At 73.7% G+C, this 11,500-nt stretch carries 9 protein-coding genes and 1 tRNA gene; 8 read left to right on the forward strand and 2 right to left on the reverse strand.

What is annotated here, in order from left to right:
- From AEQ27_RS00865 to AEQ27_RS00895, 7 genes are all read left to right on the forward strand, one after another.
- The coding region (locus AEQ27_RS00865) for a glycoside hydrolase family 6 protein (protein WP_235450929.1) at positions 1–1,137 on the forward strand (1,137 nt) is incomplete at its 5' end.
- Positions 1,138–1,279: 142 nt separating this feature from the next.
- Complete coding sequence (locus AEQ27_RS00870; protein ID WP_082383118.1) at positions 1,280–2,662, forward strand: LCP family protein; 1,383 nt, start codon at positions 1,280–1,282, stop codon at positions 2,660–2,662.
- 477 nt (positions 2,663–3,139) lie between these two features.
- Positions 3,140–3,229 (forward strand) — tRNA-Ser (locus AEQ27_RS00875).
- A 166-nt stretch (positions 3,230–3,395) separates the two neighbouring features.
- Positions 3,396–3,728 (forward strand): hypothetical protein, encoded by a 333-nt coding sequence (locus tag AEQ27_RS00880; protein ID WP_054144965.1) that lies wholly within the window; start codon positions 3,396–3,398, stop codon positions 3,726–3,728.
- An 82-nt stretch (positions 3,729–3,810) separates the two neighbouring features.
- On the forward strand, positions 3,811–4,992 hold the full coding sequence (locus AEQ27_RS00885; RefSeq protein ID WP_054144966.1) for an acyl-CoA dehydrogenase family protein: 1,182 nt from the start codon (positions 3,811–3,813) through the stop codon (positions 4,990–4,992).
- Positions 4,992–6,377, forward strand: a complete 1,386-nt coding sequence (locus tag AEQ27_RS00890; protein WP_054144967.1) for a bifunctional PIG-L family deacetylase/class I SAM-dependent methyltransferase — start codon at positions 4,992–4,994, stop codon at positions 6,375–6,377. The genes AEQ27_RS00885 and AEQ27_RS00890 overlap by 1 nt, the downstream gene beginning before the upstream one ends.
- Positions 6,374–7,132 carry a glycosyltransferase family 2 protein gene (locus AEQ27_RS00895; RefSeq protein ID WP_054144968.1) on the forward strand — a complete coding sequence of 253 codons (759 nt, stop codon included), beginning with the start codon at positions 6,374–6,376 and terminating at the stop codon, positions 7,130–7,132. Before AEQ27_RS00890 ends, AEQ27_RS00895 begins: the two co-directional genes overlap by 4 nt.
- An 80-nt stretch (positions 7,133–7,212) precedes the next feature.
- On the opposite strand, the gene AEQ27_RS00900 is transcribed toward AEQ27_RS00895, so the two are convergent.
- Complete coding sequence (locus tag AEQ27_RS00900; RefSeq protein ID WP_235450930.1) at positions 7,213–7,959, reverse strand: phosphotransferase; 747 nt, start codon at positions 7,957–7,959, stop codon at positions 7,213–7,215.
- 3 nt (positions 7,960–7,962) lie between these two features.
- Complete coding sequence (locus tag AEQ27_RS00905) at positions 7,963–8,628, reverse strand: TetR family transcriptional regulator (RefSeq protein ID WP_054144969.1); 666 nt, start codon at positions 8,626–8,628, stop codon at positions 7,963–7,965.
- A 302-nt stretch (positions 8,629–8,930) separates the two neighbouring features.
- Here AEQ27_RS00905 and AEQ27_RS00910 point away from each other — a divergent pair.
- Positions 8,931–11,500 (forward strand): ATP-binding protein (locus tag AEQ27_RS00910; protein ID WP_082383120.1); only part of this gene is annotated, 2,570 nt, incomplete at its 3' end.

An 11,500-nucleotide genomic window follows, 5' to 3' on the forward strand; every position in this document is an offset into this window, starting at 1 on the left:
CCTGCCGGCCCCCGGGTGCGCCCGACACCCCCCCGCGCCCCCAACACCCCGGACCCGACCCCCAACCCCCACGTGCCCCCGCCGCCCCTCGCCGCCCTCGTCAGCGGGGCCGCCGTCCCCCCCGTGGCCGGCATCGCCGCCCCCCGGGCCGCCGCCCACGCCGCCGGCCCCACCCCTGCCCCAGCGTCCACGGCGGCTCCCCGCACGACCGCTAAGACGACCGCCACGACGACCCCGCAGACCATCCGCACCGCCAGCAGCGCGACCCTCTACAAGGGCGGTCTGTTCGTCGACACGAACGGCGAGGCCGCCCGTGCCGCGGCGACGCTCTCGTCGCAGGGCCGCACCGCCGAGGCGTCGGCCGCCCGCACGATCGCCCAGCAGTCCGTCGCCACCTGGCTCGGCGGCTGGTTCACCGACGCGCAGCTCGTGCAGAAGATCGACGCCACCGTCGCCGCCGCCGAGAAGAAGGGCACCACGCCCGTCTTCGTCACCTACAACATCCCCAACCGCGACTGCGGCAGCCACTCGGCCGGGGGTTCCGCCGACAACGCGGCCTACCTCCGCTGGAACCAGCTCGTCACCTCGCGCCTCGCCGGTCACCGTGCCGCCGTCATCGTCGAACCCGACGCCCTCGCCCTGATCAGCAACTGCCCCACCCAGACGAACGGACGTGAGGCGACCATCGCCGCGGCCGTGGCGGCACTCGCCGACGCCGGGGTGCCGGCGTACATCGACGCCGGCAACTCGAACTGGGTGCCGCCGCAGACCATGGCCGCGCGCCTCAAGGCCGCGGGCGTGGACCGGGCCCGGGGCTTCGCGACCAACGTCTCGAACTACTACCCGGTCGAGTCCGAGCGGGCGTACGCCGAGAAGGTGTCGCAGGCTTCGGGAGGCGCGCGCTACGTGATCGACACGTCACGCAACGGTCGCGGCTGGAAGGGCACGTGGTGCAACGCCCCAGGCGCCGGCCTGGGGTCGGTACCGTCCGTCCAGACCGGCTCGACGAAGCTGGACGCCCTCCTCTGGATCAAGACGCCCGGAGCCAGCGACGGACAGTGCAACGCCGGGCCGGCGGCCGGCCAGTGGTTCGCGTCGTACGCCGTGCAGCTCGTCGCCAACCGCAAGGTCGGCTGAGTCCCCGGGGGCGGTCCAGGACCGTCTGCGTAGACTCTCCTTCTGCCCGTACACCGAACGGTGCACGTCCGCCCGCTCGATCCACGAGTTCTCTCGAGTCCGAGCGAGCGACCAGTGCCTTCGATGACCGAGAGGACACCGCGTGAGCGACCTTCGCGACCGATCCGGCCGTGGCCGCCGAGCTGCCCGACCCGAGGGGACCGCCTCCGGTCGCCGTGCCACCCCGGCGACGACGGGAGTCGCCCGTCACGGCCGGCTGAAGAGCGGAGGCCCGGTGCGGGCCGTCACGAAGGTGGTCGCCGCCTCCGTGGCCGTGCTGCTCGTCAGCGGAGCCTCGGTCGGTGCGATCGCGGCGTATCAGGTGCGCAGCGACCTCGGCACGGGTGTCGAACTGCAGGCGGCCCAGGGCGAGACCACCAAGCCCGCGCCCCCGTCGATCAGCGAGTACGAGGGCGGCTTCAACATCCTCGTCGTCGGGACCGACAACGACGCCAGCCAAGACCAGGGCGCCTTCGGCGAACGCGACGCGACCCTGAACGACGTCAACATCCTGCTGCACGTCTCGGCAGACCACAGCAACGCGACGGCCGTCAGCATCCCGCGCGACATGGTCGTGCCCATCCCGTCGTGTGCGAAAGAGGACGGCTCCGGGTACTACTCGGCGATGTCGGCCCGGCCGATCAACGAGGCCTACTCGTACGGCGGGCTCAGTTGCGTCGCTTCGACCGTGTCGAGCCTGACCGGTCTCGACATCCCCTTCGCGGGCATGATCTCGTTCAACGGCGTCATCGAGATGTCGAACGCCATCGGCGGTGTGCCGGTCTGCGCAGCCACCCCCATCAAGGACCGCTACACGGGTCTCGACATCCCGGCCGGCGAGTCCGTGCTGTCCGGGGCCGACGCCCTGGCCTTCCTGCGCACCCGCCACGGCGTGGGCGACGGGTCCGACCTCGGCCGCATCAGCAGCCAACAGGTCTACCTCTCGTCGCTGCTGCGGACGGTGAAGAGCGCCGACACGCTCAGCAACCCCACGAAGCTCTATTCGCTGGCCCGTGCCGCGGCCAGCAACATGACCCTGTCCGACCAGCTGACGAAGATCGACACCATGGTGCAGATCGGCCTCGCGCTGCGAGACCTGCCGCTCGACTCCGTCAACTTCGTCCAGTACCCCGGCACGACCGGTGGCTCCGGCGTCTACGAGGGCAAGGTGCAGCCCGACAAGGCCGTGGCGACCCAGCTCTTCGACGCGATCAAGAACGACGTCCCGTTCTCGATCCCCGAGGGCAGCACCGGCATCGGTTCCGAGAGCACCGCCACGGGTGACGGATCGGCTTCGAGCCAGGCCCCGGCCGCTCCGGTCGAGACGTCCTCGCCGGCCCAGACCGCGGCTCCGGTCGACACGGCGGCCCCCACCGATCCGGGCGCGGGAGCGGCGACCACGCCGCCGACGACCGAGGTCATCGAGGGCCTCACGGGTCAGACGGCGGCCGACCAGACCTGCTCGGTCGCGTTCGGCTCGAACTAGGCGCACGGCCGAGAAGTCGTCCCGGCGAGTAACCAGCTCGCCGGGACGACCGGTGACCTCAAGCGGCGGCCCGAACCGGCACGCATGAGAACCCCGCGATGCCGGGATCAGGGGTGCGGCACCGTGGGGGGTGTGGAGGCCGGCGTCGATGCCGGCGGAGCCCCTCGGACGCAGCCGTTCGGGTGCGGCGCTCGATGATGGGGCACGTGACGCGACGACTGTCGGGGAGCGTGTTCGGCAAGGGTGAACGGGCTCGTGCTGTCGAGCCACTGCCCCTCGGCCGTCGTCGGCGTCAGGGGTACTCTATGTGTCGGCACAAATGCCGACAAGCCGATCACGCCCCCCAGAGCGGGTGGGGCACGGGTGGTTCTGTCCACGCCCCTCCGTGCCCGACGTCCGACCGGTCGCGGGCTCGGTTTCGGCATCTGGCTCTCGGGCCGCTATGCTGGTCCCTGCGCGTTCGCTCGCGAGCCGCATGGAGCCGTCGCATAGTTCGGCCTAGTGCACCACCCTGCTAAGGTGGAGTTCCCTTTGTGGGAACCGTGGGTTCAAATCCCACCGGCTCCGCGGAAAGCCACGTCGGTTCTCTCTCTCGCCAGAGATGTTCCGGGGTGGCTTTTCTTCTGTCCGCTCCCGGGCGCCCCGGCGTCCCCCGGTGCGGTGCTCTCCCAGACGCCTGCGGCGTAGCGTGACAGGTGACGACGAGTCGTCTCGACTGCAGGGAGAACCACCGGTGAAACGCATCCACTACGCCGACGAGTACCTGGTCACCGGCGACGAGATCGCGGCGGCCGTCGTCGAGTACGCGCGGGCACTGGCCATGCAGAACGAGTCCGACATGGTCGACCTGCCGGGCATGGATCGTGGCGGCGTCCACCAGCGGTTCCAGATCCTGCTCGGCCCGGCGAGCCAGATGCTCGTCTCCGAAGAGCAGACCGACGAGGTCGAGATCGACGACGACCACCTGGTCGACGACATCGAGGCCCGCATCGACCGGCTGCGGCGCGTCGAACCCCAGACGAGCGATCCCACCGACGGCATCCCCCTGGACGCCGACGAGTTCTGAGTCCTGCAGCGTCGACGACACCTGTCGCCAGGTCGGTGTCAAGGCCCCGCGTGAGGCCGGTCGGCCGACTAGCGTCGGGACGATGACTACTCCCGCGCCCGCGCGCCCCGCCGCGACCGTCGTCCCGGTCACCCTGGGAGGCGCGGGTCCGGTCGTCGGGACCGCCACCGCTCTCGTCGTCGACCAGCTGCGATCCGGCCAGGCACCGACGGTCGACGAGGCCCTCGACCTCGCGGTCGAGCTCGGTCGACACGGCGCTCTGCCCGGACTCGGATCGACGGCCGACCTCTGGCAGGCCCTGGCCACGCTCGCCGCGCACGACCTCGGTGCGGCGCGAGCCGTCGAACCGCACCTCGACGCGCTCGCCATCCTCGACCAGCACGCCGAGGACGTCGCCGCGACGTCCCCCGAGACCCTGCCCGACGAGGACGGCGGCGAGGGCTCCGTGCTGCCCGCCCGCGCCCGCACCGACGACTCCTTCACCTGGGGCGTGTTCGCCGCCGAGGGCCCCGGAGTCCGCCTCGAGGGCTCACGTCGCTCCGACGCGACCGGCGCCTGGTCGCTGACGGGCACGAAGCCCTGGTGCTCGCTCGCGGGCACGGTCGACGGCGCCCTGGTCACCGCCTGGGTCGGTGACGAGCGGCGGCTGTTCTCGGTCGACCTCCGTCAGCAGGGCGTCACCGTCACGGCCGACGCCTGGCCCGCCCGGGGGCTGGTCGAGATCCCGTCCGGCCCGGTCGACTTCGACGACGTCGAGGCGCACGAGGTCGGCGCGCCCGGCTGGTACCTCGAGCGTCCCGGTTTCTCCTGGGGCGGCATCGGCGGCGCGGCGTGCTGGCACGGCGGCGCGGCCGGGGCGGCCCGCCCGCTGCTCGCCGCGGCGGTGACCGCCTCGTCGCGCGCGCCGGAGCGCCCGGCCGACCCGCACCTCCTGCAGGCCCTCGGCCTCGTCGACACGCGGCTGGCCGACGCCCGCCGGGCGCTGGTCGAGGCCGCCGACCTCGTCGACGCCGGCGAGGCGACCGGTGAGGCGGGGCGGCTGCTGGCCAAGCGCGTCCGCGGGACGGTCGCGCACGCCCGCGACGAGGGGCTGGCCCCGGCCCCCCGTGCCCTCGGCCCCGCGCCGCGGGCGACCGACGCGGCCCACGCCAAGCGTGGCGCCGACCTCGAGCTCTACCCCCGCCAGCCCCACGGCGAACGCGACGACGCGTCGCTCGGTCAGACGGTGCTCCGCGACGCCGCCCGCGACGGGCTCCCCACGTAGTGAGCTTCGACGGTCGCGCGCCGGGGACGCCGGTCGAGACCTGGGAGGCCGACCCGCGCCTCCTCGCCCTGCCGTCGCTCGACGGCACTGTCGACCCGTCCGCGGTGTCACGTCTGGTCGTGCTGGCCGCCCACCCCGACGACGAGACCCTCGGTGCCGGCGGCCTGATCGCCGACGCGGCCGCCCGCGGCGTCCCGGTCACGGTCGTCGTGGTCACCGACGGCGCCGCCTCGCACCCCGGCTCGACCACGAGCGCCGAGGACCTCGTCGCGACGAGGGCCGAGGAGGCGCGGGTCGCGGTCCACCTGCTGGGTCCCGACGTCGAGCTGGTGCAGTGGAGCATCGCCGACGGAGCGGTCCGCGAGGCCCGTGCCGAGATCACCGAGCGGCTGAGGCCCCTGCTGCCCGGACCGGACGGCCTGCTCGTGGCACCCTGGCGCGGGGACGGCCACCGGGACCACCGCGTGCTCGGCGAGATCGCCGCCGAGCTGGTGGCCGAGGCGGACCAGGCCGGCACGGCATTGCTCGAGTACCCGATCTGGCTGTGGCCCTGGGGTTCGCCCGACCACCCCGACGTGCCCTGGCCGTCGCTGCGGCTGTCGTCCTTGGACGCCGTCGCCGACGCCGCGAAACGCTCGGCCCTCGCGGCGTACGTCTCGCAACGACGACCGCTCTCGGACGCGCCCGAGGACGCCCCCGTCCTGCACCCGGTGTTCGAGCGGCATTTCGCCCGCGGGCGCGAGGTGTTCGTGGTGGCCGGGCCGGGGTCGGGCGCCGCGGCGTCGGGTCCGGCGACCGAGGCCACGTCCGCCCGGCCGCCCGCCCGCCGCGCCGATCCGTGGCGGGGCACGGCGCGCTGGTACGAGCGCCGCAAGCGCGCCCCCCCCGCGGCGTCGCCGCCGCGTGAGCGCGACGGCCGCGTGCTCGAGGTGGGCTGCTCGATCGGCGTGCTGACCGGCGACCTGGCCCCTGCGGCGGACCGCCTGCTGGCTCTCGACGTGTCGTCGGTCGCCGTGCAGGCCGCCCGCGAACGGCTCGCGAACCTGCCGCACGTCGCGGTCGAGCAGGCCGACGCCGCCGCCGACTACCCGTCGGGCACGTTCGACCTCGTCGTCCTCAGCGAGGTCGGCTACTACCTGGCCCCGGAGGCGTTCGGACGGCTCGTGGACTCGATAGTCGACGGCCTGGCCGAGGACGGCGACGTCGTCGCCTGCCACTGGACCCAGCCCGAGGGCGACTTCCGGCAGAGCGCGGACGACGTCCACGCCCGGCTGGGGGCCGACCCGCGCCTCCACCGGGTCTCGCACCACGTCGAGGGCGACTTCGTGCTCGACGTCTTCTCGCGGGACCCCCGGTCGGTCGCCGAGCGGACGGGGCTGCGATGAGCGACTCGACCGTGCGCCCGACCACGACCCGCCCCGTGCGCGCCGTCGCGGTCGTTGTCCCCGCGCACGACGAGGAGGAACTCGTCTCACGCGCCCTCGACGGCATCGACCTGGCCCGGCGGCACACGGCCCGGACCCACCCGGAGGTGGGGGTCGTCGTCGTCCTCGTGGCCGACGCCTGCACCGACGGCACGGTCGCGGCCGCCCGTGCGCACCCTCGCGTGACCGTCGTCGAGATCGAGGCCCGCGGGGTCGGCGTCGCCCGGGCCGTCGGCGTCGACGTCGCCCTGGACGAGCTCGGCGCAGCCTCGGACGGACTGCCTTCCGGCGACCTGTCGCTCGACGCGGTGTGGCTCGCCTGCACCGACGCCGACTCGGTCGTGCCGCCCGGCTGGATCGACGACCAGCTCGACCGCGCGGACGCGGGTGCCGACGTCGTGATCGGCACCGTCCGCCCGGACTTCGCCGATCTCTCGCCACGCCAGATCGCGGCCTGGACCGCCCGGCACACGCCCGGACGGCCGAACGGCCACGTGCACGGCGCCAACCTCGGCGTGCGGGCTTCGTCGTACCGGGCCGTCGGCGGGTTCGCCCCGGTGGACCTGCACGAGGACAACGTCCTCGTCGACCGGCTGCGCGACGCCGGCGCGACCCTCGTCGCGTCGGACGTCGGCGAGGTGCTGACCTCGGGGCGGCGCGACGGACGCACGTCGGGCGGCTACGCGGGCTACCTCGCCGTGGACCTGCTCGCCTGACGGGACCGGCACCGCGCCTCCTGGTCCTGGTCCGGGTGCGGTGCCTGCCGTCGTGGACGAGCGCAGGAGGCGCGCGCGGCTCAGTCGCGCAGGGTCGCCAGGTACGCGGCCTCGCGCTCGTACCCGTCCGCGTCGTCGACAAGCCGGGGGTTGCCCAGCTCGACGGCCCTGTCGCGGCTCATCTCGGCGAGGTCGTGCAACCGGATGATCGCGACCCGCAGCACGTCGGCCCAGGTCGCCTCGCTGCCGTAGGCGTCGAGGAGCAGTCGGACGCGCCGCTCGGCGTCGGCCATGCCGGGGGCGTTCGGCGGCGTGCGGTCGGTGAGGGGGACGGCACGCGTCGCGTAGTAGGCGAGGTCCCACAGGCGCGGGCCGGGCGAGGCGAAGTCGAAGTCGATCGCACCGACGACGTGTCCTGCGGCGTCGTAGGCGAGGTTGTGCGGTGAGAAGTCGTTGTGGCAGATCACCTCGGACGGCACCTTCACCGGGGCTTGCCACACGGCGCCGTCGAGGCCGAAGCCGATGCTCGCGTCGTGGAGACGGCGCAGCAGTCGTGCCCCCTCGACCAGGGCCTCGTCGGTGAAGACGTGGTCGGGCAGGGGATAGACGGGCACGTCGGCGTCGACGAAGCTGAGGCGTTCGCGTCCGCCTTCGATGCCCAGCGGCCGGGGGATGCCGTCCACGCCCGCGCGGGACAGGTACCTGAGGTGGCGGTGGACCGTGGGGGTCCAGGGGCCGGCGACACGGAGCACGGTGTCGCCCTGTCGGACGACCGCGTTCATGTTGCCCCCGGCCAGGACCTCACCGGCGGGGATCGCGTCGTCCAAGGGTCAGGCCACGGGGCCGAAGCCGGTGCGGAAGCGGTCGAAGGTCGTCACCCAGTAGGCGCGCAGCGCGTCGACGCGTTCGTCGTCGGTCGTCGTGTCGACCCATGGATCGTAGACGCCGCGCAGCACGGCGATGACGGCACCCCAGGTCGAGTGGATCAGGAGGGACGTGGTCAGGGCGTCTCGCGAGGGGCCGACGGCCAGGGCGATGACGTCGCCGACGCGTTCGGTCATGGGGACGCCGACCGCGAGCACGTAGGGCAGCAGGGGCTCGTGCGTCCGCAGCAGGTGGCGGAGGCTGATCATGTAGTCGACGAGCTGCGTGTCGACGGCCGACAGCAGCAACAGCTCGAGCAGGTCGATGTCGGTGCCTTCGAAGGACGCCAGCATCGACAGGTCGGAGGCGTCGACCGCCGCGCCCGCCTTGTTGAGCAGCACCGAGGCCACGGCGTCTTCCTTGCACGAATAGTGGTTGGCGAAGGTCCGTCTCGAGTAACCGGCCGAGGCGGTGACGTCTTCGACGACGAAGCCGTCGAAGCCCTTCTCGGTCGCCAATCGGAAGGCCGCATCGGCGAGCCCGCGGCTCGTCGCCCGACGCTTCTCGTCGCGCCCGCCGACCGCTTCCGTCGCGAACCGGGTCAGGTCGCCACGCGCTGGGGTCTGCTGCATCGGACCATGGTGCCGGGACTTCCTGAGAATTTCCATGCCCAATGGGCAACGGAGCCTCGAGATCGCGTATCCTTCAAGAGTCCGATTCGGGTCGGACGGCCTCGAGAGACACCAGGCACACAACTCCCTGTGAGATCGCGCAGGGTCGCGTCGGGTGCGACCCTCCAGCTGAACCACGGAGGGGGCCCGGTCCTCTCGAGACACACGCCTCGTGGCCCCCGTGGTCACGGGGCGTTCCCGTCTGCCCGGCGAGTGGTCCCCGTCCGGCACGGTCAGGTCCGCGGGAGTGACAGGCTGAGCCCATGAAGCGAGGGCGGTTGCGGGTGGTGCTGGGGGCGGCACCCGGAGTGGGCAAGACGTACACGATGCTCGAAGAGGGCGCACGGCTGCGGGCGGAGGGCGTCGACGTCGTCGTGGCCGTCGTCGAGACGCACGGGCGGCGCGCGACCTCGGCACTGGTCGGCGACCTCGAGGTCGTGCCTCGCCGGGTGGTCGTCCGCCGCGGAGTCGCGTTGGACGAACTGGACCTGGAGGCGGTGCTCGCGCGGGCCCCGCAGCTGGCACTCGTCGACGAGCTCGCCCACACGAACGCCCCGGGTTCGACCCACGAGAAGCGCTGGCAGGACGTCGAGGCCCTGCTCGTCGCCGGCATCGACGTCGTCTCGACCGTCAACGTGCAGCACGTCGACTCGCTCACCGACGTGGTCGAGCGCATCACCGGGGCGACCCAACGTGAGACCGTGCCCGACGCCGTGCTGCGGGCGGCGGACCAGGTCGAACTCGTCGACCTCGCCCCACAGGCCCTGCGCGACCGGCTCGCCGAGGGCGTCGTCTACCCGGCCGACCGGGTCGACGCGGCGCTCTCGAACTACTTCCGTCTGGGCAACCTCACGGCACTCCGCGAGCTGGCGCTGCTCTGGCTGGCCGACGAGGTCGACAGCGCGCTCAAGGCCTACCGAGACGAGCACGGCATCGACAGCACGTGGGAGGCCCGCGAACGCGTCGTGGTCGCCCTGACCGGCGGACCCGAGGGCGAGACGTTGATCCGTCGGGGCGCCCGCATCGCCGCACGGTCGTCCGGAGGGGAGCTCGTCGCCGTGCACGTCAGCGCCCAGGACGGCCTGCGGCAGGGAGCGCCCGGAGCCCTGGCGGCGCAGCGTGCCCTGGTCGAGAAGCTCGGCGGCACGTACCACCAGGTCGTCGGCTCCGACGTGCCCCGCGCGCTCGTCGACTTCGCCCGCGGGGTGAACGCCTCACAGCTGGTGATCGGCGTCAGCCGGCGGGGGCGCCTGGCCGCGGCGTTGACCGGGCCCGGCATCGGCTCGACCGTGATCCGCGAGTCCGGTCGCATCGACGTGCACATCGTCACCCACGCCTCGGCCGGTCGCGACCGGGTGCTGCCGCGACTCGGCGGGGCCCTCTCGCGGCGCCGCGTGATCGCCGGTTTCGTGCTCGCCCTCGTGGCGGGGCCGCTGCTCACCGGGCTGCTGGCCGGGCACCGTTCCGAAGACGGCATCGCGGGCACGGTGCTGGTCTTCCAGCTGCTGGTCGTGGTGGTCGCCGTCACGGGCGGCATCTGGCCGGCCCTGCTCGCGGCGCTGCTCTCGGGCGTGACACTCGACCTCTTCTTCATCGCGCCGATCTACCAGCTGACCATCGCGGAGCCGCTGCACCTGGCCGCGCTCGTGCTGTACGTGCTCAACGCCGCCATCGTCAGCTACGTGGTCGACCAGGCCGCTCGCCGCAGTCGCGCCGCCGCCCGGGCCCTCGCCGAGACCGAGCTGCTCGCCACGGTCGCGGGCAGCGTGCTGCGCGGCCAGGACGCCCTGCAGGCCCTGATCGGGCGCACCCGCGAGGCCCTGGGCATGACCCGGGTGCGCGTCGTCCAGGGCGGGGTCCAGATCGGGGAGGCGCGGCTCACCGACGACGGACGTCCCGCACCCGGGTCCCCGGCCGAGACCACCACGTCGATCGCCGCGGGCACCGACGCGACCCTCGAACTGACCGGACCCGGACTGCAGGCAGCCGACCGGCGCCTCCTGGACGTCGTCGCGGCGCAGGTCGAGGCGGCCCTCGAGCACTCCGAGCTGAGCCGGGCCGCCGGCCAGGTCGCTCCGCTGGCCGAGGTCGACCGCATGCGCAGCGCCCTGCTCGCCGCCGTCGGCCACGACCTGCGCCGCCCGCTCGCCGCGGCGACGGCCGCCGTCAGCGGACTGCGGCAGACCGACGTCGCCTGGAGCGACGCCGACCGCGACGAGCTGCTGTCCCCCGCCCACGAGAGCCTCGACTCGCTCTCGACCCTCGTCACCGACCTGCTCGACGTCAGCCGCGTGCAGGCGGGGGCGCGCGCCGTGACGCCGGCGGACGGCGCCGTCGACGAGGGCGTGCTCGGCGCCCTCGACGAGCGCGGCCTGGGGCCGGCCGGCGGCGCGCTGGCGCTGAGGGCGACCGTGCCGCCCGTGCGGGCCGACGCCGTGCTGCTGCAGCGCGTGGTCGTCAACCTGCTCGACAACGCCCTGCGCCACTCGCCGCCGGACGCGAGCGTCCGCATCTCGACGAGCGCCTTCGGCGACCGGGTCGAGTTGCGGGTGGTCGACCGCGGACCCGGGGTCCCGGTCGAACGGCGGGACGAGATCATGGTCGCGTTCCAGCGGTGGGGCGACACCGACAACAGCACGGGGCTCGGACTCGGCCTGGCGCTCAGCAAGGGCTTCGTGGAGGCGATGGGCGGCACGCTCGCGCTCGACGACACCCCGGGTGGCGGGCTGACCATGGTGGTCGGGCTGCCGGTGGCCGGGCCTCCCGTGGCCGGGCCCGCCGGGGCGGCCGCGGCGGCGGGGGCGGCCGGGGCGGCCGCGCCCGGCGGCACGCC

This window comes from Frigoribacterium sp. RIT-PI-h, assembly GCF_001297205.1.
Taxonomy (GTDB): Bacteria; Actinomycetota; Actinomycetes; order Actinomycetales; family Microbacteriaceae; genus Frigoribacterium.